The organism is Luteococcus struthionis (genome assembly GCF_048595755.1).
Lineage (GTDB): Bacteria > Actinomycetota > Actinomycetes > Propionibacteriales > Propionibacteriaceae > Luteococcus.
The window spans coordinates 3,195,742-3,219,411 of sequence record NZ_CP184360.1 but is presented as its reverse complement, the minus strand read 5'-3'; the positions used below and the strand labels follow the sequence as shown (position 1 = coordinate 3,219,411).

The 23,670-nt window shown below is 68.8% G+C and carries 21 protein-coding genes and 1 riboswitch; of the genes, 17 read left to right on the top strand and 4 right to left on the bottom strand.

What is annotated here, in order from left to right:
- Positions 1-7: 7 nt before the first annotated feature.
- The gene (locus ACOAMO_RS14965) at positions 8-976 is read left to right on the top strand and encodes a diacylglycerol/lipid kinase family protein (RefSeq protein WP_420175532.1); all 969 of its coding nucleotides are present in this window, start codon (positions 8-10) and stop codon (positions 974-976) included.
- 17 nt (positions 977-993) lie between these two features.
- Here ACOAMO_RS14965 and ACOAMO_RS14960 read toward each other — a convergent pair whose 3' ends face one another.
- Together ACOAMO_RS14960 and ACOAMO_RS14955 are read right to left on the bottom strand one after the other, a co-directional pair.
- Entirely contained in the window at positions 994-1,911 is a 918-nt protein-coding gene (locus tag ACOAMO_RS14960) for a cation diffusion facilitator family transporter (RefSeq protein ID WP_420175531.1), read from the bottom strand.
- 1 nt (position 1,912) lies between these two features.
- Positions 1,913-2,287, bottom strand: a complete 375-nt coding sequence (locus ACOAMO_RS14955; RefSeq protein WP_420177067.1) for an ArsR/SmtB family transcription factor — start codon at positions 2,285-2,287, stop codon at positions 1,913-1,915.
- An 87-nt stretch (positions 2,288-2,374) separates the two neighbouring features.
- Between ACOAMO_RS14955 and ACOAMO_RS14950 the strand changes: the two genes are divergently transcribed.
- From ACOAMO_RS14950 to ACOAMO_RS14900, 11 genes are all read left to right on the top strand, one after another.
- Positions 2,375-5,278, top strand: coding sequence for a DEAD/DEAH box helicase (locus ACOAMO_RS14950; RefSeq protein ID WP_420175530.1), 2,904 nt, complete (start codon positions 2,375-2,377; stop codon positions 5,276-5,278).
- Between the two features lie 110 nt (positions 5,279-5,388).
- Positions 5,389-6,444, top strand: coding sequence for a DUF808 domain-containing protein (locus ACOAMO_RS14945; RefSeq protein ID WP_420175529.1), 1,056 nt, complete (start codon positions 5,389-5,391; stop codon positions 6,442-6,444).
- A 72-nt stretch (positions 6,445-6,516) separates the two neighbouring features.
- A complete protein-coding gene (hisF, locus tag ACOAMO_RS14940) occupies positions 6,517-7,278 on the top strand; it encodes an imidazole glycerol phosphate synthase subunit HisF (RefSeq protein WP_420175528.1) in 762 nt (253 codons plus the stop codon).
- Positions 7,279-7,405: 127 nt separating this feature from the next.
- Complete coding sequence (locus tag ACOAMO_RS14935; RefSeq protein ID WP_420175527.1) at positions 7,406-10,255, top strand: FAD-binding and (Fe-S)-binding domain-containing protein; 2,850 nt, start codon at positions 7,406-7,408, stop codon at positions 10,253-10,255.
- A 21-nt stretch (positions 10,256-10,276) separates the two neighbouring features.
- Positions 10,277-10,672 carry an HIT family protein gene (locus tag ACOAMO_RS14930; RefSeq protein ID WP_420175526.1) on the top strand — a complete coding sequence of 132 codons (396 nt, stop codon included), beginning with the start codon at positions 10,277-10,279 and terminating at the stop codon, positions 10,670-10,672.
- A gap of 165 nt (positions 10,673-10,837) precedes the next feature.
- Positions 10,838-11,353 carry an aromatic ring-opening dioxygenase LigA gene (locus ACOAMO_RS14925; RefSeq protein ID WP_420175525.1) on the top strand — a complete coding sequence of 172 codons (516 nt, stop codon included), beginning with the start codon at positions 10,838-10,840 and terminating at the stop codon, positions 11,351-11,353.
- Between the two features lie 394 nt (positions 11,354-11,747).
- Positions 11,748-13,496 (top strand): acetolactate synthase large subunit, encoded by a 1,749-nt coding sequence (locus tag ACOAMO_RS14920; RefSeq protein ID WP_420175524.1) that lies wholly within the window; start codon positions 11,748-11,750, stop codon positions 13,494-13,496.
- Complete coding sequence (gene ilvN / locus ACOAMO_RS14915; RefSeq protein WP_420175523.1) at positions 13,493-14,005, top strand: acetolactate synthase small subunit; 513 nt, start codon at positions 13,493-13,495, stop codon at positions 14,003-14,005. Before ACOAMO_RS14920 ends, ilvN begins: the two co-directional genes overlap by 4 nt.
- 70 nt (positions 14,006-14,075) lie before the next feature.
- Positions 14,076-15,104 carry a ketol-acid reductoisomerase gene (gene ilvC, locus ACOAMO_RS14910; RefSeq protein ID WP_420175522.1) on the top strand — a complete coding sequence of 343 codons (1,029 nt, stop codon included), beginning with the start codon at positions 14,076-14,078 and terminating at the stop codon, positions 15,102-15,104.
- Between the two features lie 202 nt (positions 15,105-15,306).
- Complete coding sequence (locus tag ACOAMO_RS14905) at positions 15,307-16,302, top strand: DUF1648 domain-containing protein (RefSeq protein ID WP_420175521.1); 996 nt, start codon at positions 15,307-15,309, stop codon at positions 16,300-16,302.
- Between the two features lie 30 nt (positions 16,303-16,332).
- Positions 16,333-17,226: a patatin-like phospholipase family protein gene (locus tag ACOAMO_RS14900; protein ID WP_420175520.1), complete on the top strand. Its 894-nt coding sequence runs from the start codon at positions 16,333-16,335 to the stop codon at positions 17,224-17,226.
- Positions 17,227-17,233: 7 nt separating this feature from the next.
- Here ACOAMO_RS14900 and ACOAMO_RS14895 read toward each other — a convergent pair whose 3' ends face one another.
- A complete protein-coding gene (locus tag ACOAMO_RS14895; protein WP_420175519.1) occupies positions 17,234-17,803 on the bottom strand; it encodes an O-methyltransferase in 570 nt (189 codons plus the stop codon).
- A gap of 109 nt (positions 17,804-17,912) precedes the next feature.
- Between ACOAMO_RS14895 and ACOAMO_RS14890 the strand changes: the two genes are divergently transcribed.
- The 5 genes from ACOAMO_RS14890 (at position 17,913) to ribH (ending at position 22,460) form a co-directional block, all read left to right on the top strand.
- Entirely contained in the window at positions 17,913-18,722 is an 810-nt protein-coding gene (locus ACOAMO_RS14890; protein WP_420175518.1) for a DUF3152 domain-containing protein, read from the top strand.
- 85 nt (positions 18,723-18,807) lie between these two features.
- Positions 18,808-18,938, top strand: a riboswitch (FMN riboswitch).
- Between the two features lie 134 nt (positions 18,939-19,072).
- Positions 19,073-20,143, top strand: a complete 1,071-nt coding sequence (ribD, locus tag ACOAMO_RS14885; protein WP_420175517.1) for a bifunctional diaminohydroxyphosphoribosylaminopyrimidine deaminase/5-amino-6-(5-phosphoribosylamino)uracil reductase RibD — start codon at positions 19,073-19,075, stop codon at positions 20,141-20,143.
- A complete protein-coding gene (locus ACOAMO_RS14880) occupies positions 20,144-20,752 on the top strand; it encodes a riboflavin synthase (RefSeq protein ID WP_420175516.1) in 609 nt (202 codons plus the stop codon). It abuts the gene before it with no gap.
- A complete protein-coding gene (ribB, locus tag ACOAMO_RS14875) occupies positions 20,749-21,993 on the top strand; it encodes a 3,4-dihydroxy-2-butanone-4-phosphate synthase (RefSeq protein WP_420175515.1) in 1,245 nt (414 codons plus the stop codon). Before ACOAMO_RS14880 ends, ribB begins: the two co-directional genes overlap by 4 nt.
- Positions 21,990-22,460, top strand: coding sequence for a 6,7-dimethyl-8-ribityllumazine synthase (ribH, locus tag ACOAMO_RS14870; protein WP_420175514.1), 471 nt, complete (start codon positions 21,990-21,992; stop codon positions 22,458-22,460). The genes ribB and ribH overlap by 4 nt, the downstream gene beginning before the upstream one ends.
- A gap of 85 nt (positions 22,461-22,545) precedes the next feature.
- Here the strand turns inward: ribH and ACOAMO_RS14865 are convergent, their stop codons facing one another.
- Positions 22,546-23,622 carry a 3-isopropylmalate dehydrogenase gene (locus ACOAMO_RS14865; RefSeq protein WP_420175513.1) on the bottom strand — a complete coding sequence of 359 codons (1,077 nt, stop codon included), beginning with the start codon at positions 23,620-23,622 and terminating at the stop codon, positions 22,546-22,548.
- Between the last annotated feature and the right edge of the window lie 48 nt (positions 23,623-23,670).

The window sequence follows — 23,670 nt, the reverse complement described above, 5'->3', positions numbered from 1 at the left end:
TGCCTTGATGAGCACTGCACGGACCATCCATCTGGTGGTCAATCCCAGTTCTGGGCGCGGCCGGGCGCGACGGCTGCTGCCCAAGGTCCGCAACACCCTGGCGACGATCGAACGTGTTCGCGTGGAGGTGCACACCACCACCAACTACGACGATGCCCGCCAGGCGACCCTGGCGGCGGCCCTGAGCGCTCGCCCCGGGGCCGGGGACAGCCTGGTGGTGATGGGCGGCGACGGCATGGCCCACCTGGGGCTGAATGCCTGCGCCGAGGCGCACGATGCGGGGCTGGCCGTTCCGCTGGGCGTGATCCCGGCCGGCACCGGCAATGACTTCTGCCGTGGCGTGGGGATTCCGGTGGATGCGAAGGCGGCGACGCTGGCCATCGTCGCGGGACGTACCCAGCGGGTCGACCTGGCCGAGGCTCGCGGCAAGCTCGAAGGGGGAGCCGAGCGGCGCTTCGTCGGTTCCGTGGTCTCCACTGGTTACGACGCCGTGGTCAACCTTGCCACCAACAATTTCCGTTATCCGATCGGGCCGCTGGGGCCGCTGGCCTATGGCGCCATCGCGCTGGCCGAGCTGGCGCGCTTCGTGCCCTTCGACTACCGCATCACCCTGGACGGACGGCCGAGGGAGCTGCAGTCGGTGCTGGTCGCGGTGGCGAATGCGGGGTGGTTCGGGGGAGGCATGCACATCGTGCCGCCCGCCGACGTCACCGACGGGTTGCTCGACGTACTGCTGGTGGGTCCACTGGCCCGCCACGACGTCTTGCGCCTGCTCCCGCAGCTCTACGCGGGCCGCCACGTCGGACACCCGGCCGTCGAGATCGTGCGCGCCAGCACGGTGGAACTGGACGGCAACCTGGTGCATCGCGACGGCAGCCGTGGCCAGATGTTCGCGATGGCCGACGGCGAGAAGCTGGGGCGGGTGCCCCTGACGCTGCGCGCGCGTCCCGGACTGATCGACGTCTACCGGCCCTGAAGGGCTGGGCCGGGCGATCAGTGGTGCAGGTGGTCCTGGTGCGCCTGCCCGATGGCCGCCGACTCGAGCTGCAGGGTGCAGTGTTCGATGCTCACCGCGTGATGGCTGGCCAGACACTGCTGCAACTGTTCGAGGATGGCCAGGGAATGACCATCGGAGAAGCATTCGTTGTCCAGCACCACATGGGCGGTGAGGACAGGAAGTCCGGTGGCCACCGTCGAGGCGTGCAGGTCGTGCACCCCCAGCACGTGCGCTTGGCCCAGCATGTGCTCGCGCACCTGGGCCAGGTCGAGCCCGTGCGGCGTGGACTCCAGCAGGATCGAGGTGGAGTTGCGGAGCAGGACCAGCGCGCGCGGCAGGATCAGGGCCGCCACCACGAGCCCCGCCACCGAGTCTGCACGGCTCCAGCCGGTCCAGGCGATCACCGCGGCGGCCACCAGCACCGCGATCGAGCCGAGGGCGTCATTGGCCACCTCCAGGAAGGCGGCGCGCATGTTGAGGTTCTCGCCACGGCCGCCGGCCAGGACGGCCAGGGAGACCAGATTGGCCACCAGTCCCAGGGCGCCCACCAGGGCCAGGCCATGCGGTGCGATCTCGGGTGGGGAGACCAGTCGCTGCAGGGCCTCGACGACGGCATAGCAGCCCACGCACAGCAGCACCGCGGCCTGGGCCGCGGCGGCCACCACCTCGGCGCGCGCCCAGCCCCAGGTGCGGCGTGGTGATGCCGCGCGGGTCATCAGGTGGGCGGCGACCAGTGCCACCGCCAGGCCCATCGCGTCGGTGAGCATGTGCGCGGCGTCCACCAGCAGGGCCAGGCTCCCGGTCAGCGCGGCGCCCACCACCTCGGCCACCAGGACGGTGGAGGTGATCGCAAGGGCGATGCCCAGGCGGGTGCGATTGCTGGTGTGGCCCGCGTGGTCGTGTCCGGCGCCCATCTCAGCCCTCCTCGTGGCTGGCAGTTGCGTGGTCGGGGCACAGGGCGACGGCATTGTCGGTGGCCGCCAGCAGGTGTTCGGCTGCCTGGAGCAACGCGAGGGTGGGCGCGGGTGCTGCCAGGGAGTAGACCGACGAGCGGCCCTGGCTGCGCACCTGCACCAGTCCACAGTCGAGCAGGCAGGCCAGGTGCTTGCTGACCGTCGACTGTGCCAGGCCCAGGTGGCCGGTGAGCTCGACGACGCGGTGTTCGCCCAAGCTCAGGTGCTGCAGGATCACCAGCCGGGATCGATCCGACAGGGCCCGGAAGAGGCAGGCAGCCGGCTCCGTCGTGGTCGTCGCGTTCGGGGAGCCGGGGTCGTGCCCCTGCAATTGCATCGCCATGCAGCGATGATAGCGCAGATAGACGATCAGTCGGGTGCTGTGTCGCGGTCGTGTCGGTGGCAACGGCTACTGTCGGTGGTGATGAACGAGAACGAGTTGCCCCCGCTGCCCAAGGTGCAGGTGCCTGACGATGCCTCCGCGCTGGTCGATGGGCCGTTGGCCCCCTTCCAGGTGGAGCCCGGCAGCCTGCTCGAACAGTTCGCCGCCGGCTATGACTTCGCCCTGGACGACTACCAGCTGCGGGCCTGCGCCCAGGTGGAGGCCGGAGCCGGTGTGCTCGTCGCCGCCCCCACCGGTGCCGGCAAGACCGTGGTGGGGGAGTTCGCCGTCTTCTGCGCCCTGGCCACCGGCAAGAAGTGCTTCTACACCACGCCGATCAAGGCCTTGAGCAACCAGAAGTTCCATGACCTGGGGCAACGGCACGGCGCCGAGCGTGTGGGTCTGCTCACCGGTGACACCTCGGTCAACTCCGAGGCGCAGGTGGTCGTGATGACCACCGAGGTGCTGCGCAACATGATCTATGCCAACTCGACCACGCTGAACAACCTGGGCTACGTGGTGATGGACGAGGTGCACTACCTGGCCGACCGCTTCCGCGGCGCGGTCTGGGAAGAGGTGATCATCGGTCTGGCGCCCAGCGTCCAGCTGGTGAGCCTGTCGGCCACGGTGAGCAATACCGAGGAGTTCGGGGACTGGCTCGACGAGGTGCGCGGCAATGTCGAGGTGGTGATCTCCGAGCGCCGTCCGGTTCCCCTGTACCAGCACGTGATGGTCGGCAAGCAGATCCACGACCTCTTCGACGGGGTGGCGCCCACGGCCGCCGCCGACCCGAGCGAGCGGGCCTCCCGGGTGAACCCCGAGTTGATGAAGCTGGCACGCAATGAGGCCAAGGCGGTCCGTGACGACTCGCGACGGCCTCGTGGCCGCTCCGGCAAGGGCAAGAAGAATGCTGGCTACGGCTCGGGGCAGTTCGGCGGCGCCGCCAAGGCCCACCTGGAGCGCCGGGACCGGGGCAGGGGGCGAGACCAGCGGCCAGCGCCGCGGCTGACCCCCAGCCGCGCCGTGATGACCACGCAGCTGCAGCGCGCCCGGCTGCTGCCGGCGATCTGCTTCGTCTTCAGCCGCCAGGGCTGTGACGGGGCAGTGCGCCAGCTGCTGGCCAGCGGGGTGAACTTGACCAGCGACGACGAGGCGCGCCAGCTGATCGCGATCGCCGAGCGGCACCTGCAGGGCATGGCCCCCGCCGACCTTCGAGCCCTCGACCACGACATCTTCCTGGAGGCCCTGAGTCGAGGCATTGCCGCCCACCATGCCGGCCTGCTGCCCGCCTTCAAGGCCGTGGTGGAGGAGGGTTTCGCTGCTGGGCTGATCAAGATCGTCTTCGCCACCGAGACGCTGGCGCTGGGCATCAACATGCCTGCGCGCACCGTGGTGATCGAGAAGTTGGTGAAGTACAACGGGGAGGGGCACGTCGACATCACGCCCGGTGAGTACACCCAGCTCACCGGCCGCGCGGGCCGACGCGGCATCGACGTCGAGGGCCACGCCGTGGTGCTGTGGCAGCCGGGAATGGACCCGCGGGCCGTGGCGGGCCTGGCCTCGCGGCGTACCTACCCGCTCAAGAGCTCCTTCGCGCCCACCTACAACATGACCGTCAACCTCGTGGGACGGGTGGGTCGTGAGCGCGCCCGCGCCATGCTGGAGCAGAGCTTCGCACAGTTCCAGACCGACCGTTCGGTGGTGGGGATGGCCTCGGTGGCGGCCCGCAACCAACGCGACATCGACGACTACCTGGCCGCCGCCCAGTGCCATCTGGGTGACTTCACCGAGTACGCCCGGCTGCGCGAACAGGTGCGTGAGCTGGAGGCGGAGCAGGCCCGGATGCGCAAGGCCGACAAGCGTGCAGAGGCCTTCGAGTCGCTGATGACGCTTGAGCCTGGCGACATCATCCACGTTCCGGCGGGGCGACACCAGGGATGGGCCGCGGTGATAGATCCCGGTCGACGGGGCGGGCGTGGGGGAGAGCCGCACCCGATGGTCGTCACCGAGCGCCGCGACGTGGTGCGTCTGACCACCAGTGACTTCCCGACCCCCACCCAAGTGGTGGGCAAGCTGCGCATTCCGCGCAAGTTCGACCCACGCCAGCCGGCCCACCGTCGCAACCTGGCGGCCTCCTTCCTGGACAAGCTGCACACCCTCGACCCGCAGCTGGACACCCGGCGCGGTCCCCGTGCCGATGCCGAACTGACGGCTCAGATCACCGAGCTGCGGCGCGAACTCAGGCGGCATCCGTGCCACGAATGCCCCGATCGTGAGAGCCACGCCCGCTTCGCCGAGCGGGCGATGCGTCTGGATCGTGATCGGCAACAGGCCAGGGCCCGGGCCCAGGCGCGCAGCAACACCATCGCCAAGCGCTTCGACAAGCTGTGCCAGGTGCTGGAGTCGCTGGGCTACCTGGGCAGCGAGGACGACGAGGTCACCGATGCCGGGCGCATGCTGGCCCGGCTCTACTCCGAGCTCGACCTGGTGGCGGCCGAGTGCATCCGCGACGGCGTCTTCGACGGGCTCGACGCGCCACAGCTGGCGGCGGTGCTGAGCTCACTGGTCTACGAGACCCGGCGCGTGGAACATGGCCGCATGGCACGCATGCCCGATGCGGCCAGTGAGGCAGCCCAGCACGAGCTGCGCCAGACCTGGCGCCGGGTCTGTCTGGTGGAACGGGACTTCCGCCTCGAGCGAACCGGGGAGCCGGACATCGGTTTTGCCGAGGCAGCCTACGAATGGGCCCATGGCGAGCCCTTGGCCAGGGTGCTCGGCCACTGCGGGCTTCCCGCCGGTGACTTCGTGCGATGGGTCCGGCAGGTGATCGACATGCTGGGTCAGGTGGCCGCGGCCGCCGGGCCCGGAGACCTGCGCCGCACCGCCCGCGAGGCCATCGATGCCATGCGGCGTGGGGTCATCGAGTTCGATCCGGATGAGGACTGAACCTGCTGCGGTGTCGCTACCATTGCCGTGGCGATCGACGTGGGCGTCCGGCCCCGGCCGGCGCTGCCCTCCGAGCCGTTGACCTGACCTTCCCGAAATGGAGAACACCCATGGCCGGTGGCCTTGCAGCACTGCTGGATGACGTGGCGGCGATCGCGAAGATCGCGGCGGCCTCGGTGGACGATGTTGGTGCCGCGGCCGGCAGGGCGAGCATCAAGGCCACCGGTGTGGTGGTGGACGACACCGCCGTGACCCCGCAGTACGTCCAGGGCGTCACCCCCGACCGCGAACTGCCGATCATCAAGCGCATCGCGATCGGATCGATCCGCAACAAGCTCGTCTTCATCCTCCCGGTGGCGATCCTGCTGAGCATCTACCTGCCGTGGCTGCTCACCCCGATCCTGATGCTGGGCGGTACCTACCTGGCCTACGAGGGCGCCCACAAGATCTGGGGCATGCTCACCGGACACGGCCACGGCGAGGGCGCCGGGGGCGACCCCGGAACCCCCGTGGTGCTGGAGGGCAAGGAGCAGGAGGACAAGATGGTGAAGGGCGCCATCACCACCGACTTCATCCTGTCCGCCGAGATCATGGTGATCTCGCTCAACGAGGTGGCCGACCAGCCCCTGCTCACGCGCATCGCCAGCCTGGTGGTGGTGGCCCTGCTGATCACCTTCCTGGTCTACGGCGTGGTCGCCATCATCGTGAAGCTCGACGACATCGGCCTGGGCATGACCAAGCGGGGCATCAAGTCGGGCGCCCTGGTGGTCAAGTCGATGCCCGTCATCCTCAAGATCCTCTCCACCGTCGGCCTGGCCGCGATGCTCTGGGTGGGTGGCCACATCCTGATGGTGGGTGCCGACGAGCTGGGGCTGCACGCCCCCTACCAGTTCGTGCACCACATGGAGGAGCTCGTCGCCCACGCCGTGCCCGCCAGCGTGGCGGGAGTGCTGGGGTGGTTGACCAATACCCTCGGCTCGGCCGTCATCGGCTTCGTCGTCGGTTCGATCGTGGTGGGCATCCTGGCCCTGCTGCCGAGCCGCCACGGCCACGGGCAGGGCCGCGGCGAGCAGGCCGACACCCCGGCCGAGCCGCAGGCCGCCGGGGAGTGGCCCGGTGAGGGCACCATCGACGTCGACCCGTCGGTGGACCCGGGCAAGTACTGATCGTCGCCGATCGGGGTGCCGCAAGGCGAGACCCGACACCGCAGGGCGCGCCCAGCCCGATAGGTTCGCCCCATGAGTGTTGCGCTGCGTGTCATCCCCTGCCTCGACGTGCACGGGGGCAGGGTCGTCAAGGGCGTGAACTTCACCAATCTGCGTGATGCCGGTGATCCGGTGGAGTTGGCGCGCGCCTACGGTGAAGCGGGCGCCGACGAGCTGGTCTTCCTGGACATCTCCGCCTCGAGCGAGGGGCGCGCCACCACCCGCGAGATGGTGACGCGATGCGCCGAGACCGTCTTCATCCCGCTGTGCGTCGGTGGGGGAGTGGGCAGCGTCGACGACGTGGACGCGCTGCTGCGCTGCGGCGCAGACAAGGTGGGGATCAACACGGGAGCCATCCGCCGTCCCGAGGCGATCAACGAGATCACCGAGCGCTTCGGGAACCAGGTGCTGGTGCTCTCGCTCGACGCACGGCGCGAAGCGGGCCAGCCGTCGGGATTCGGGGTCACCACCCACGGTGGCCGTCGCAGCGCCGGGTTGGATGCCATCGCCTGGGCCAAGGAGGCCGTCGAGCGCGGGGCGGGCGAGGTGCTGTTGAACTCGATGGACGCCGACGGCACCACCGACGGCTTCGACCTTGAGATGATTCGCGCGGTGCGCGAGGTGGTGGACGTGCCGGTGATCGCCTCGGGCGGGGCGGGCACGGTGCAGCACTTCGTGGACGCCGCCAAGGCGGGGGCCGACGCGGTGCTGGCCGCCAGCGTCTTCCACTACGGCACGCTGTCGATCGGCCAGGTCAAGGACGGCCTGCGCGCCGCTGGCGTCGAGGTGCGCTGACCCCGCCGGAGTTCACCGGCCACGGCGGGGCCCGACCTGGATGCCGTGGTCCTTCCTTCGGGAGCGCTTCCGAATTGTTACCACCAAGGTCTGGATGTGGTCAGTCCACAGGTACTAGTCTGCTGCCATGGCTAGCAACGGAGCAGCAGACTGGAAGATCCCGGGCCTCGACGAGGGGCAGGTGAGCGAGCGCCTGGTGGATCGCATCGGCATGGCGCACGATGCCTCCCACTATCTGGTGACGCCGCGCGTCGTGGTGACGGCGGCTTCCGTGGCCGATGTCGCCGCCGTGATGCGCCAGGCCGCGCAGCAGGGCAGGCGGGTGACCTTCCGTTCGGGTGGCACCTCGCTCAGCGGGCAGGCGCTCAGCGACGACGTACTGCTGGACGTGCGCCAGAACTTCCGTGGTGTCACGGTGCTCGACCAGGGGCAGCGGGTGAGGTGCGAGCCGGGCGCCACCGTGCGCAGCGTCAACGCCCACCTGGCGCCCTTCGGACGTCGCCTCGGCCCCGATCCGGCCAGCGAGATCGCCTGCACGGTCGGCGGCGTGGTGGCCAACAATTCCTCCGGGATGAGCTGCGGCACCGAACGCAATACCTACCGCACCCTGGACTCGATGGTCCTGGTGCTGCCGAGCGGCACCGTCGTCGACACTTCGCAGCCCGATGCCGACGAGCGGCTGCGCCGGGACGAGCCGGCCCTGTGGGAGGGGCTGGCCAGTCTTCGCGATCGGGTCCGCGGCAATCCCGACAGCCTGGCGCGCATTGCCCAGCAGTACGCCATGAAGAACACGATGGGCTACGGCGTCAACTCCTTCGTCGACCATGACCAGCCCGTGCGCATCCTGGAGCACCTGGTGATCGGCTCGGAGGGCACGCTCGGTTTCGTGGCCGAGGCCACCTTCCGGACCGTGCCGGTGCATCCCTTCGCGGCCACGGCCCTGCTGGTGGTGGACGAGCTGGGCGTCGCCACCGACGCCCTGGGGCAACTGGTGCAGGGCGGTGCCACCGCCCTGGAGCTGATGGACGCCGCCAGCCTGCGAGTCGTCCAGCAGTACAAGGAGGCCTCCCCAGATCTGGCCGAGCTGCAGGTGCAACGCCACGCGGCCCTGCTGGTGGAGGCCACCAGCGACGATCCCGACGATCTGGCCGCTCGGATGTCTGCCCTCAACGACGTGATGGCCGGCCTGCCCATCGCCGAGCCGCCGCGCTTCACCGACGTCGCCGCCGAGCGCGCAGACCTGTGGTACCTGCGCAAGGGGCTCTACACCTCCGTGGCCGGAGCCCGTCCGGCCGGCACCACCAATCTGTTGGAGGATGTGGCCGTCCCGGTCGATTCGCTCACCGCCACCATCGACGACCTTGCCGGACTGTTCGGCTCCCACGGCTATGACGATGCGGTGATCTTCGGTCATGCCAAGGACGGCAACATCCACTTCATGATCAACCCCACCCTGTCCGACCCGCGGCAGCTGGAGACCTATTCCGAGTTCACCGAGCAGATGGTGGATGCCGTGCTTGCCCGTCAGGGCACGCTGAAGGCCGAGCACGGCACCGGCCGCATCATGGCCCCCTATGTGCGTCGGCAGTTCGGCGACGAGCTCTACGAGGTGATGCGCCAGGTGAAGCAGCTGGCCGATCCGAAGGCCATCCTGAACCCGGGGACCCTGCTCGACGAGAGCCCCACGGGGCACCTGGAGAACCTCAAGACGATGCCGCAGGTGGACGACTTCGTCGACCGGTGCGTCGAGTGTGGCTACTGCGAGCCGACTTGCCCCTCCAAGGACCTCACCACCACGCCGCGTCGACGCATCGCCCTGCTGCGCGAGATCCAGGTGCGACCCGAGGCCGAGGCCGAGGAATTGCGCAAGGCCTATGACTACGAGGCGGTGGACACCTGCGCCGTGGACTCGTTGTGCGCCAAGGCCTGCCCCGTCCTGATCGACACGGGTGTGTTCATGAAGACCTTCCGGGCACAACGCCACGGTGCCCTGGCAACCAAGGCCTCGGTGGCGCTGGCCGAACACTGGGGGCCGGTCACCACGGGTCTGCGTGCCGGCATGAAGGTGGCCGACGTGCTCCCCTCGGCGGTCCTGGAAGGGGCGACCAGGCTGGGGCGCACCGTGATCAGCAAGGACGTGCTTCCCGTGGTCGGTTCCGACCTGCCCGGTTCTGGCGCGGCCCGGCCGCAGCCGAAGAGCGTTCCCCAGGCCAAGGGCGTGATGTTCGCCTCGTGCCTGGGCGAGATCTTCGGGCCTTCGGAATCGGGATGCGGGCGGGGCGTGACCGATGCGCTGGGCGAGATCTGCCGTGCCGCCGGCGTCGGCCTGGAGGTTCCCGACCTCAGCGGCCTGTGCTGCGGGACGGTGTGGGTCTCCAAGGGATTCACCGAGGGTGCCGCCGCCATGGCCGAGCGCACCTTCGACGTGCTGTGGGCCGCCAGCCGGCAGGGCGCCCTCCCGATCGTGGGCGACGCATCCTCCTGCACCCACGGGCTGGAGGGGCTGGCCACCCACCTGCCCCCGCACAAGGCCGAACTGTGGCGCACGGTGGTGGTGGAGGATGCGGTGAGCTTCGTGGCTCGTGAATGCCTGCCCCACCTGCAGCTGGAGGCACAGGGCACGATGGTGCTGCACCCCACCTGCTCGATGATCCACCTGGGCTGCGTCGAGGACGCCATTGCCTGCGCCCGGGCCGTCTACCAGGACGTGGTGGTCCCCGTGAATGCCGGCTGCTGTGGCTTCGCCGGTGACCGAGGAATGCTGCATCCGGAGCTGACGGCCTCCGCCACTGCCGCCGAGGCCCGCGAGGTGGAGCGCCTGGAGCAGGAACTCGGGCGCCGGGGCAAGCGGATCGAGGCGCACGCAAGTGCCAACCGCACCTGTGAGATGGGCATGTCGCGGGCCACGGGGAAGGAGTACCGCCACGTCCTGGAGCTGGTCGCCGAACGGCTGCCGGGCCATGAGCGCGGCAGGTGATCGCGGGCCTAGGATGGGGCCATGGATTGCCTGTTCTGCAGCATCGTTGCCGGTGACGTCCCCAGCCGCAAGGTCTACGAGGACGACGTGGCCTACGCCTTCCTCGACATCGCCCCGTGGCACAAGGGTCACACCCTGGTGATTCCGAAGCGTCATGTCGACGACCTCACCGGGGATGCCGAGGTGATGCAGGAGATCGCTCCGGCGGTCAGCCGGGTGGCGCGGCTGTTGGTGGACCGGCTGGACGCGGACGGGATCAACATGCTGTCCAGCGCCGGCCCGGTGGCGGGCCAGGAGGTCTTCCACCTGCACGTGCACCTGGTGCCGCGCTATGGCGAGCACCCCGGTCTTGGTGAACTCTTCCGCAAGCAGGTGGAGGAGGATCCCGACCAGGTGCTGGCCCAGATCCTGGGCTGACGGGGCTTGTGGGCTTGCAGTGTGACCCCTGTCGCAGGCGAGCTGTGCATTGGCTGAAGCGCTCCTTCCCGACAGGGAAGATGTTGAATTCAGAACCAGATGGGAGTTGAATTCGAAAGCATTCAACGGCGCATCCAGTTGCCGTGCACAACCAGAGGACTTCCCATGAACGCCAAGCCCGTCAAGATCATCGGTCTGCTCTCCATGATCGCCGGACTCATCATGCTGGTCGCCGGCGCCATCACCTGGGGCACCGTGACCAGCCAGCTCAAGAGCGAGAACATCACCGTTCCCGCCGACGCCGCCTCCAATGCCGGCAAGCAGGTGGCTGGTCCCTTCACCGCCTGGAGCCAGGCCGAGATCATCAAGACCCATGCCCTGGCCGGCGCGGAGGGCAAGACCTACGCCGAGCTGGGTGCCGAGATCAAGAAGGCTGAAGCTGCCGGTGACACCGCCGCCGCCGAGAAGTACACCGAGGCGCGCACCAGCGCCATGAACGGTTCCTTCCTGCGCGCCTCGCTGTTCACCTCCATCGTCAGCTACGGCATCTCGGCCCTGGTCATGGGGCTGGGCCTGCTCTCGACCCTGGTGGGTTGGGCGCTGACCCGCATCGCCAAGCTGCTCGACTCCGCTCGTGCGACCGGCGCCGGTGTCGGTGCGACGACCGCCAAGGCCGTCTGAGCAGGGCGACGTACTCCTTGCGCGGGGCGTGGGTGGGCCAGTGGCTCACCGGCGCCCCGCGTCGGTTCTGCGGGTGGGTCTGCCGCGTTGCGGGTATCCGCAACGTGGGCATTGTGTCCATGATGTGAGACGACTGTCTCGCGATGTTGACGCACGCCGCGTCGCCCGAGAAGGTTGATGCGTGCTGAACTTCCTTCTCGTACTCACCAAGCGCTGAGACCGCCGTTCGTCGAACAGGTCGAAGCGCTTCCTCCGTGTGCCCCAGGGGCAACGGAGGTTTTTTGTTGGCTGGGCTGCGGTCCAGTGGGCGAAACGGCGCGAGAAGGACAAGCAGGACACGCAATCATCGGATGGGGCAGCGGCTCCATCCATCGCACGCAACGAAGGGAATGCCATGGCACCCGCAGACTCAACCCCTCCGATGATGACCGGCGCGCAGGCGCTCGTCGCCTCGCTGGAGCGTCTGGGGGTAGAGGTGGTGTTCGGTCTTCCGGGGGGCGCCATCATGCCCGCCTACGACGCGCTCTACGACTCGAAGGTGCGCCACATCCTGGTGCGCCACGAGCAGGGGGCCGGCCATGCCGCCGAGGGCTATGCCGTCTCCACCGGCCGGGTGGGCGTGTGCATCGCCACCTCCGGCCCCGGCGCCACCAACATGGTCACGCCGATCGCGGACGCCTACATGGACTCGGTCCCGATGGTGGCGATCACCGGCCAGGTGAACTCGAGCTACATCGGCACCGACGCCTTCCAGGAAGCCGACATCCGGGGCATCACGATGCCGATCAGCAAGCACAACTTCCTGATCACCCGCACCGAGGACATCCCCAAGGCCGTCAAGGAGGCCTTCCACATCGCGGAGACCGGTCGCCCCGGCCCGGTGCTGGTGGACATCGCCAAGGACGCGCTGGTGGGCTCCGCCCCCTTCGTCTGGCCCTCGGGCATCAACCTGCCCGGGTACAAGCCCACCACCAGGCCGCACACCCGCCAGGTGCGCGAGGCGGCCAAGATGATCGCCGAGGCCAAGCGTCCGGTGCTCTACATCGGTGGCGGCGTCATCAAGGCCCGTGCAGCCGACGAGCTGGCCAAGCTGGTGGAGGCCACCGGCATCCCCGTGGTCACCACCCTGATGGCTCGCGGTGCCTTCCCCGACAGCCATGAACTGCACATGGGCATGCCCGGCATGCACGGCAGCGTCTCGGCCGTCGGGGCGATCCAGCAGTCCGACCTGCTGATCGCCGTCGGCACCCGTTTCGACGACCGGGTGACCGGCCGGTTGGACACCTTCGCCCCGCTGGCCAAGGTGATCCACGCCGACATCGACCCGGCCGAGATCAGCAAGAACCGCAAGGCAGACCTGCCGGTCGTCGGTGATGCCCGCGCCTTCCTGAATGCGCTCAACTCCGAGATCTCCAAGGTCACCCTGCAGGACCTGGCCGCGTGGCAGGCCAACCTGGCCTCGTTGAAGCGGCGCTACCCGCTGGGCTGGGAGGAGCCGACCGACGGCAAGCTGAGCCCCCAGTACGTGATCAAGCGCATCGGTGAACTCAGCGGCCCCGAGGCGATCTATGCCGCCGGCGTCGGGCAGCACCAGATGTGGTCGGCCCATTTCCTGCCGCACGAACTGCCCGGCAAGTGGCTCAACTCCGGTGGCGCCGGAACCATGGGCTACTGCGTCCCGGCGGCGATGGGCGCCAAGGCCGGAAATCCCGACGCGGTGGTGTGGGGGATCGACGGCGACGGCTGCTTCCAGATGACCAACCAGGAGCTGGTCACCTGCGCGCTGAACGACATCCCGATCAAGATCGCCGTGATCAACAACAACGTTTTGGGCATGGTGCGCCAGTGGCAGACGCTCTTCTTCGACCAGCGCTACTCGCACACCGACCTCAACTCCGAACGCATCCCCGACTTCCCCAAGCTGGCCGAGGCGATGGGCTGCGTCGGGCTGCGGGCCGAGACCCCCGAAGAGGTGGACGAGGTGATCGAGAAGGCCTTGAGCATCAATGACGGCCCGGTCGTGGTTGAGTTCGTCGTCAACAAGGACGCCATGGTCTGGCCGATGGTGGCCGCCGGCACCAGCAATGACGACATCAAGATCGCCCGTGACATGGCCCCCGACTGGGAAGAGGAAGACCTGTGAGCAGCCATACCCTCAGCGTCCTGGTGGAGAACACCCCGGGCGTGCTGACCCGGATCGCGGCGCTGTTCAGCCGTCGCGGTTTCAACATCGAGTCGCTCGCGGTGGGCCCCACCGAGAACGAGGCGCTCTCGCGAATGACCGTCGTCGCCCAGGTGGACGACGAGCTGGTCCTCGAGCAGCTGGTCAAGCAGCTCAACAAGCTCGTCGAGGTGATCAAGGTGGTGGAATTGCACTCCAACGCCGTCAAGCGCGAACTGGTGTTGATCAAGGTGCGTTCCGACCTGGACAATCGCAGCCAGATCATCGACACGGTGGGACTCTTCCGTGGCAAGGCGGTCGACGTCGGGCCGGATTCCATTACCGTGGAGGCAACCGGCAGTCGCGAGAAGCTGGATGCCCTGATCGAGATGTTGCAGCCCTACGGCGTGTTGGAGCTGGTGCAGTCCGGCCAGGTGGCGCTGGGCCGCGGCATCCGAACGATCAACGACAAGTCCCGAACCCAGGGCTGAACAACATCCCCCCAAGACCGAGGGCCGTCGAAACCGACGCGTCCCACAACGAACAAGGAGTTCCATCCACATGGCAAAGATGTTCTACGACGACGACGCCGACCTCTCGATCATCCAGGGCCGCACCGTTGCCGTGATCGGCTACGGCTCGCAGGGCCATGCCCACGCGCTCAGCCTGCGCGACTCCGGCGTCGACGTGCGCGTCGGTCTGGCCGAGGGCAGCAAGTCGCGCGCCAAGGCCGAGGCCGAGGGCCTGCGGGTGCTCAGCGTCGCCGAGGCCGTGGAGGAGGCCGACGTGGTGATGATCCTCACCCCCGACCAGGTGCAGCGCGGCCTGTACAAGGCCGAGATCGAGCCCAACCTGGAGGAGGGCGACGCCCTGTTCTTCGCCCACGGCTTCAACATCCGCTTCGGCTACATCACCCCGCCGGAGGGCGTGGACGTCTGCATGGTCGCCCCCAAGGGCCCGGGCCACGTCGTGCGTCGCGAATACGCCGACGGCCGTGGCGTGCCGGTCATCGTCGCCGTCGAGAAGGACGCCTCGGGCAATGCCTGGCCGCTGGCCCTGAGCTACGCCAAGGCGATCGGTGGCCTGCGGGCCGGTGGCATCGAGACCACCTTCACCGAGGAGACCGAGACCGACCTGTTCGGTGAGCAGGCCGTGCTGTGCGGCGGCATGTCGCACCTGGTGCAGGCCGGTTTCGAGACCCTGGTCGAGGCTGGCTACCAGCCCGAGGTGGCCTACTTCGAGTGCCTGCACGAGCTGAAGCTGATCGTCGACCTGATGATCGAGGGCGGCATCTCCAAGCAGCGCTGGAGCATCTCCGACACCGCCGAGTACGGCGACTACGTCTCCGGCCCGCGCGTCGTCGACAGCCACGTCAAGGAGAACATGAAGGCCATCCTGACCGACATCCAGAACGGCACCTTCGCCAAGAACTTCATCGAGGACCAGGACGCCGGCGCGCCCGAGTTCAAGAAGATGCGCGAGACCGAGCAGGGCCACCAGATCGAGGCCACCGGCAAGGAACTGCGCAAGATGTTCAGCTGGATCAAGGAGACCGACGAGGACTACACCGAGGGCAAGGCCGACCGCTGATCGTCGCCGTCTGAGCCGCCCCTCCGGTGGCCGAGCCTGTCGAGGCCCCTTCCGCATCGCGCGGGAGGGGCCTCGCGTCGTTCCCATCCGTTCCCCGAGCCGTCTCCCATCCGTTCCCCGAGCTTGTCGAGGGGCAGGTCGCAACCCCGCCGGTGGAGAGGATCTCTTCGTCGCCGAATCGGTGTGTGGTAGGACGTCGAGCATGAAGTCCACGCAATTCGTCGACCACCCGCCGGCTCGGGTCTACTGGTTGCCCGCCCTGGTCACCCTGCTCTGCGCCGTCGCCGGTGCCGCGCTGGTGCTCAGCGTGCGCGATGAACTGCCCGATCCGGTGGTCACCCATTGGGGAGCCGATGGCAGGCCCGATGGCTTCACATCGCTCGATCGGGTGGTCTGGACACACCTGGCGATCACCGTGGGGTTGACACTGCCCATGATTGCGCTGGGGGCGGCACTGAAGCAGGCCCGCAGCATGGCGCCGGTGACCGCCGGCATGGCCGCCTTCCTGACATGTGTGTTCTTCGGCGGTACGTGGATGCAGCGCGGGCTGACCACCGAGCAGGTCGGCGACGAGTGGTGGAGCTTCGTCGTGGGGGCGGCGGCAGCGATGGTCATCGGCTGGCTGGTCTGGTTGGTCACCCGGGCGCCCACCGTCCTGGTCCCCGCCTCGACGCGACTGCCGACGTATGCTCCCACCATGACCACACCAAGTCACGGGCGTCTTGCCTGGACCGGCCGACTGGTGCGCGGCAAGGCGATCTACTGGATCCTGCTGTTGCTCTGTCTGCCCGTCATCGTCCTGGGCGGCTACTTCGGAGCCCAGGGGAACATGGCCGGAGCCATCATCATGGCACTGACCCTGCTGACCGCCGCGGTGCCCTTGCAGATGGTCTTCACCCGCATCAGGATCGACTCGCGCGGGCTGCGCACCACCGGACCCATCCGTTGGGTCAACATTCCGCTGGAGACCATCGTCCACGCCGAGGTGGGCCGGACCGTCAGCCCGATGGGTGACTTCGGTGGCTACGGGCTGCGCGGCGCCCTCTTCGACGGCGGCAGGGGCCTGGTGACCGCCCAGGCACCCACCCTGCTGGTCCACCAGGCAGGAAAGCCGCCGATGTACATCACCGTCGCGGATCCCCAGACCGCGGCGGTCACCCTGAACACCCTGCTGCAACGGCAGCGGACAGGCCACTGAGCCATTGGTTGGGCTCCTAGACTGGCAGGCGTGCCTGAGGTCATGGAATCCAACATCACCGACACCGCGCTCGTCTTCGAGGGTGGTGGCATGCGAGCCGCCTACACCTGTGCGGTGGTTCAGGAGTTGTTGGCGCAGGAGATGTACTTCGACTTCGTCGCGGGGATCTCGGCCGGATCGTCGAACAGCCTCAACTACGTCGCCCGCGACGCAGCCCGTGCCGAGGCAAGCTTCGTCGACATCGTGCAGGAGCCGCAGTTCGGCAGCTGGCGCACCTGGGTGCAGGGCAAGGGTGTGTTCAATTCCGAGTTCATCTACGAACAGACCGGCGAGGCAGGCCAGCCGCTCCCGTTGGACTGGGAGGCCTTCAAGGCCAACCCGATCACCATGAAGATCGGGGGCTTCAATGCCCGCACCGGCCAGAGCGTCTACTGGAACAAGCAGGACCACATGCCGACGCTGCGCGACATGGGCAAGCGGATCAGGGCCTCGTCGACGATGCCCGGGCTGATGCCCATCGTCCAGATCGACGGCGAACCCTGGTGCGACGGCGCTCTGGGGCCCAGCGGTGGAATCGCCCTGGATGCCGCCCAGGAAGCCGGTTACGAGAAGTTCTTCGTCGTGCTCACCAGGCCGGCCGGCTACCGCAAGCCACCGGTGCGCTACCCACGCGCCCATGGCGTGGTCTTTCGTCGCTACCCGAAGATCGCCGAGGCCCTGCTGCGGCGGGCCGAGAACTACAACCGAACCCTGGATGAACTCGCCGAGCTCGAGCGCCAGGGCAGGGCCTATGTCTTCCGGCCCACCCACATGAGGATCGGCAATCAGGAGCGACGCGTCGAGAGATTGCGCGAGGCTCACCAGCTGGGGGTGGCCCAGGCCAGGCGCGAGGTGCCTGACTGGTTGCGTTTCGTCGGCCGCTGAGACCGGATCAGCGGCGGGCCGCGATCAGGACACTGAGGTCTGCCGCCAGGGTGGTTTCGGTGGAGGTGAACCTCTCGTCGGTGAGCCAGCCGTGCAACAACCTGTCGGTGAGCAGCCCCTGCGGCTCCCTGGTGGACCACTGTCCGCTGGGCTCGAAGTCGTCGATGACCACCAGCCCGCCCGGCTCCACCAGGCTCCAGGCCAGGTCGCGCTCCACCAGCTCGGCGGTGGCGCGATTCATGTACAGCAACGAGAAGGGGCCGTGTTCCCGCAACTGGTCACAGCCCCCGTCGATGACCTCCACGTCGCTGTCCTCCAGGTTCTCGCGAGCCTGTTGGGCGCGCTGTGGGTCACGCTCCACCGACACCACCCGGGTCTCGGGGGAGGCTCCACTGCGCAGCCAGGCCACGCCGACCCCACTGCCGGTGGAGGCCTCGGCAACGGTGCCGCGGCAACTGGCCGCCAGGGTGGCGAGCAACCGGCCCGTCTCGTGTCGAGTGGTCTCCAGCCAGCCGGTGCGCAGACAGTGCCGCAGCGCGCGGCTGACCAACTCCGGAACCTCGTCGGTGGTGCTCATTCGGTCAGTGTTGCAGCCACTGTGACAGCAGGGATCGAGGCTCGAACCGTGAGACCGGGCCGTGCTCGCCGTGTCGCAGCGGCGGCGCCGGGGGCCTACTGTGGGGGGCGTGAGCGAAGCGCCTTGGAACCGTCCGGTCGTGCAACTGACCCCGCGGGGCAGGCGCGCAGCCTCCGTTGGTGCCCTGCTGGTGGCCGGCGTGGTGCTGGTCGTCCTGCTGGGTTTGCTGCGCGGGTGTGGCGCAGATGGTCAGGAGCAGGCGGTCCCGAGCCCGAGCCCGAGTGCCAGCTCGTCGAGCGCGAGCCCTACGCCGAGTCGCCCTGCCAGTCCCACTGCCGCGGCGAGCAGTGCCCAGCCCAAGCCCGATGCCGACGGTGTGGTGCGCACCGGGGCCAAGGGCAAGGGCACCTGGCAGGTGGCGCCCGTCGCGGTGCCACCCTCCCGGAAGACCGCGGTCCGCCACCGCTACCTGGTCAAGGTGGAGGACGGGACCGGTGTGGATCCCCGATCCAGCGCGCGCCAGATCGCCGGGATCCTCAACGACCAGCGCAGCTGGCTCGGCAGCGAGGCCATCTCCTTCGAACTGGTCAAGGATCCGGCGAAGGCGGACTTCAACATCATGCTGGCCTCACCAGCCACGGTGCAGAAGATGTGCCCACTGGACGTGCGGATGACCTGGAGCTGCCAGTCGGGTGGCAATGTCCTGATCAACACCGACCGGTGGCTCTACATGACACCGACCTACCAGGACCTGACGCAGTACCGCTCCTATGTGATCAACCATGAGGTGGGCCACTACATCGGCAAGGGGCACGTCGGCTGTCCCGCACCGGGCCGCAAGGCCCCGGTGATGATGCAGCAGAGCAAGGCCCTCGACCGGTGCAAGCCCAATCCGTGGCCCGTCGACGACGGCAAGTAGCCCTCTCGGGCACCGTCGTCACCACCTGACGGTCCACGTGTCGCGCTTCCATGCGGCGCGCATCCAGGACGTGGCACAATGGCCCCAACGTGTTCCGGGGTCGGTGCAAGTCCGAACCGGCGGTGACAGTCCGCGACCCGTCAGCCTCCAGCTGACGGTTGACCTGGTGGAATTCCAGGACCGACGGTGAAAGTCCGGATGGGAGGAAACACGTGGGGTCGTTGGCTGTCGTCCTGACACGCCCGGCTCCCTGACTGGACGTCGTCCGACGACGTACAGCGTGAGCGCGCATCCGTGCGCGTCCTCGCACACCCCGGTGCACGGCAGTGGTGCCGAAGCAGGGGAGCGAGATGGAAGAACCGACGAGGCAGGCGCGGATCCGCGCCGCGATGGAGCGTGCCCTGGGGCTTGCCGTCCGTGGGCCCGAGGCAGATCCCAACCCGCGCGTCGGCTGCGTGCTACTCGCGCCCGATGGCCGGGTCGTCGGGGAGGGCTGGCACCGGGGTGCAGGAACCGACCACGCCGAGGTGATGGCTCTTGCTGACGCGGGGGACCTGGCCCGCGGGGCGACGGCCGTCGTCACCCTGGAACCCTGCAACCACACCGGCCGAACCGGCCCCTGCGCCCAGGCGCTGCTGTCCGCCGGGGTCGCCGAGGTGGTCTTCGCCCAGGCCGATCCCACCGCGGAGGCCGCGGGTGGTGCCCTGAACCTCCGCGAGGCGGGTGTCGTGGTCACGGCCGGACTGCTGGCCGAGCGGGCCGAGCAGGTCAACCAGACCTGGACCTTCGCCCGTTGCACCGGACGGCCGTGGGTCACCTGGAAGTTCGCGGCCACGCTCGACGGCCGCAGTGCCGCGGCTGACGGCACCTCGCAGTGGATCACCGGGGAGCCGATGCGCCGCGCGATGAATGCCCGGCGGGCCCGCTGCGGCGCCGTGGTCGTCGGCACCGGAACCGTGCTGGCCGACGATCCTCGACTCACCGTGCGCGACGAGCAGGACCGGCCCGTGGCCGAGCAACCGTTGCGTGTGGTCCTCGGGAACCGCCCTGTCCCGGTCCATGCCCGGGTGCGGGGCGATGACGGGGGCTTCCGCCAACTGCCCGGCGCTGACCCGTTGGCCGTACTGGAAGAGCTTGCCAGCGAGGGGATCCATCGCGTCTGGCTGGAGGGCGGCCCCACCCTGGCCGCCGCCTGGTGGCGCGCCGGCGTCATCGACGAGGTCATCGCCTGCCTCGCACCGGCCCTGCTCGGTGCGGGCAGCCCGGCCGTCGCGGGCCTGGGAATCGACACCATCGCCGACATCGCTCGGCTCCAGATCGCCCACGTCGAACGCCACGGCGACGACATCGCCCTCATCATGCTGGCTGAGTCCCCACGCACGGCGGCTGAGCCTGTCGAAGCCAACCACAAGGAGAAGTGAATGTTCACCGGAATCGTCGAGGAGCTCGGCAGCGTCGAGTCCATCCAGCACGGCACCGAATCGGCGGTGCTGCGGATCCGCGGCCCGCTGGTGGTCAGCGACGCCACCCACGGCGCCTCGATCAGCTGCAATGGGGTCTGCCTGACCGTCGTCGAGCACGACCAGGCCAGCTTCAGCGTCGACGTGATGGCCGAGAGCCTGCGCCGCTCGTCGCTGGGCGAGTTGGTGGAGGGTTCACCGGTCAACCTGGAACGCGCCATGGCCGCCAACGGCCGCTTCGGCGGTCACGTCGTGCAGGGGCACGTCGACGGCACCGCTCGGATCCTGAAGCGCACGCCCGGCGAGCGGTGGGAGGTGGTGCGCTTCGAGCTGCCCGCGGCGCTGTCGCGTTACGTGGTGGAGAAGGGGTCGATCACCGTCGACGGCGTCTCGCTGACCGTGAGCGCGATCGGCGACGACTTCTTCGAGGTCTCCCTGATCCCCACCACCCTCGAGCTCACCACGCTGGGCAGCAAGCAGGTGGGCGACGTGGTGAACCTGGAGGTGGACGTGCTCGCGAAATATGTCGAACGGATGCTGGCGGCCAAGGAAGCGGAGGAGGAGCTGTGAACACCATCGAGGAGGCCTTGGAGGCCCTGCGTCAGGGGCGTCCGGTGCTGGTGCTGGACGACGTCGACCGGGAGAACGAGGGCGACGTCATCGCCGCCGGCCAGACCCTGACCGACGAGTGGACCGCTTGGGCGATCCGGCACAGCTCCGGCTACCTGTGTGCCCCGATGCCCAATGACTGGGCCGATCGGCTGGATCTGCCGCTGATGGTCGAACAGAACCAGGACAGCCTGCGCACCGCGTACACCATCACCGTCGACGCCGCACGGGGCACCACGACGGGGATCAGCGCCCATGACCGCGCCACCACCGTCCGGCTGCTGGCCAGCCCGGATGCCACCGCGACCGACTTCAACCGCCCCGGGCACGTCGTCCCACTGCGCGCCCGCGACGGGGGAGTGCTGGCCCGCCGCGGCCACACCGAGGCCACCGTCGACCTGTGCCGGCTGGCCGGACTGAGCCCCGTCGGCGTGATCGGCGAGTTGGTGCACGACGACGGCACCATGATGCGCACCGACGACGTGCTCGCCCTGGGCGCCAAGGAGGGGCTGCCGGTGGTCACCATCGCAGACCTGGCCGCCTGGCGTGCCCTGCACGACCGGGTGGAGGAGGTGGCGCGCACCGTGCTGCCCACGCAGGCGGGCCGCTTCGAGACGATCGGCTTCCGAGACCTGGTCACCGGCGCCGAGCACGTCGCCATGGTCAGCCCCCACGGCATCGGCGATCGCAACCTGGTGCGGATGCACTCCGAGTGCCTGACCGGCGACGCGTTGGGATCCCTGCGCTGCGACTGCGGCCCGCAGCTGCGGCGGGCCCAGGAGTTGCTGGGCGCCGAGCCGGGTGTGCTGGTCTACCTGCGCGGTCATGAGGGTCGCGGCGTCGGTCTGCTGAACAAGCTGCGGGCCTACCACCTGCAGGACGGCGGGGCCGACACCGTCGATGCCCAGACCGAGCTCGGCCTGCCCGTCGACGACCGCGAGTACGGCGCCGCGGCCGCGATCCTGACGGCATTGGACGTGCCCGGGATCACCTTGCTCACCAACAATCCCGACAAGGCGGAGGCCTTGCGGGCGGCGGGGCTGGAGGTGCTCGGGCTGCGCTCGGGGGCCACCGGCGTCGGCGCCGACAACATTTCCTACCTCACCACCAAGCGCGATCGGATGGGCCATGCCCTCCCGGCCAATCTGAACGAATCGGCGCCCGAGCTTGTCGAGGGCCTCAAGAACGGAGTCACCGCATGAGCGGAGCAGGAGCACCCACCATCACCGTCCAGACCCCCGGCCTGAAGGTCGCCATCGTGGCGGCCAGCTGGCACACCACCGTGATGGACGGCCTGGTCGACGGGGCCCAGCGGGGTCTGACCGAGGCCGGCGTCACCGAGGTCACCCTCGTGCGGGTGCCGGGCACCTTCGAGTTGGCCGGCGCCTGTTCCGCCTTGGTCGACCACTTCGACGCGCTGGTGGCGCTGGGCGTGGTGATCCGCGGCGGCACCCCGCACTTCGAGTACGTGTGCGAGGCGGCCACGATCGGGCTCACCGACGTCAGCGTGCGTACCGGCAAGCCCGTCGGCTTCGGCGTGCTGACCTGCGACGACGAGCAGCAGGCCCTGGACCGCGCCGGTCTGGAGGGCTCCAGCGAGGACAAGGGGCATGAGGCCGCCACCGCGGCGGTGGCCACCGTCGCCGCGCTGCGTGAGGCGATTGGCTGAGGCGTCCAACCCCCGAACGGTGAACCGCCCCTGACCGCACGAGGTGCGGTCAGGGGCGGTCGGTTTGAGCGACGCTGCTCAGCTTTCAGGCGAGGGCCGACGCGATGGCGTCGCCCACCTCGCTGGTGGAACGCTTCGCATCACCGCGGTTGGCGATGTCGGCCTCGACGGCGGCCTCGATGCGACGCGCGTCCTCGGATCGTCCCAGGTGGTCGAGCAGCAGCACCATGGAGCTGATCGCGGCCGTGGGATCGGCGATGCCCTGGCCGGCGATGTCGGGGGCCGAGCCGTGGACGGGTTCGAACATGCTCGGGAAGTCACCGGTCGGGTTGATGTTGGCGCTGGCCGCCAGGCCGATCCCTCCGGTGACGGCACCCGCCTCGTCGGTGATGATGTCACCGAACAGGTTGTCGGTGACGATCACGTCGAAACGCTGCGGGTCGGTGATCATCATGATCGTGGTGGCGTCGATGTGCAGGTAGTCGCGCTCCACCTCGGGGTACTCGGCGGCGACCTCCTCGACGATGCGCCGCCACAGGCCACCGGCGTTGACCAGCACATTGTGCTTGTGGACCAGGGTGAGCTTCTTACGGCGGGTCATGGCCAGTTCGAAGGCGTGGCGCACCACGCGCTCCACGCCGTGGGCGGTGTTGATGCTCACCTCGGTGGCGATCTCGTGCGGGGTCCCGACGCGCACCGCACCGCCGTTGCCGCAGTACAGGCCCTCGGTGCCCTCGCGCACCACGACGAAGTCGATGGGGCCCCGGCCGGTGATGGCCTCGGACAGGGGAGAGGCGGTCCCCGGGTAGTACTTGCTGGGTCGCAGGTTGACGGCGTGGTCGAAGGCGAAGCGCAGCTTGAGCAGCATGCCGCGCTCCAGCAGACCGGAGGGCACCTCGGTGGAGCCCGGGGCCGCGCCGATGGCGCCCAGGATGATGGCGTCGGCCCGCTTGAGGCGCTCGATGGTCTCATCGGCCAGCACCTCGCCAGTGCGCAACCAGTGCTCGGCCCCCAGCGAGACCTCGTCGAAGGCGAAGGCACCCTCACCCACCGTGGCCTTGAGCACCTTGAGTGCCTCGGCGGTCACCTCGGGGCCGATGCCGTCGCCGCCGATGACGGCAATGGTGGGAGTCGTGGACGGAGTGGACGCGCTGCTGGTCATGGGCCAGATACTAGGACCTCCCGTCCCATCGTGCGAGATTGTCGTCTC